A 547-nucleotide genomic window follows, 5' to 3' on the forward strand; every position below is an offset into this window, starting at 1 on the left:
GCTGCCGGAACTTCGTATGCAACCAGATATTCTGGAGCAGTGCCCAGATCAGCTGCTTTCGCATACTCGATGAAGTTGTGCTGGTAGGTTTCCAGCGTGGTTCCAGTCAGACCTGGGGCGGTATTGACTTCCAGAACCCATGCTTCATCGCCACGGCTAATCAGATCAACCGCACCAAAGTTCAGACCCAGCGCTGTCACTGCATCGAATGCTGCACGAAGCACGGCATCAGAAGGAGTGATATCAGCGGTGGCATAGATCCAACCAGTTGAGTGGTTACGAACATCTTCACGATAGTTCGGATCTTCGCGGTAGCCGTTACGGCGACGTTTCAGTTGAACGTAGGAGATTTTACCTTCGAACACATGAACACGCCATTCACGACGTTGAGCCGTGATGCCTTTGGTATACAGCGGAGCTGCACCGACAGTAGAGTTTTCAGCGTTATGAACAACAATACCTTCACCAGAATGGCCATTCAGGACAGTACGGGCATACACCACTGCACCTTCGGTAACCCAGGTTTGAGCAATCTGTTGCTGAGTAG

At 51.4% G+C, this 547-nt stretch carries 1 protein-coding gene; it reads right to left on the reverse strand.

Annotated elements, in window-relative coordinates:
• The coding region (locus N1032_RS27300) for an ATP-grasp domain-containing protein (RefSeq protein ID WP_259543840.1) at window positions 1-547 on the reverse strand (547 nt) is incomplete at both ends.

The organism is Herbiconiux daphne, assembly GCF_024979295.1.
GTDB lineage: Bacteria > Actinomycetota > Actinomycetes > Actinomycetales > Microbacteriaceae > Herbiconiux > Herbiconiux daphnes.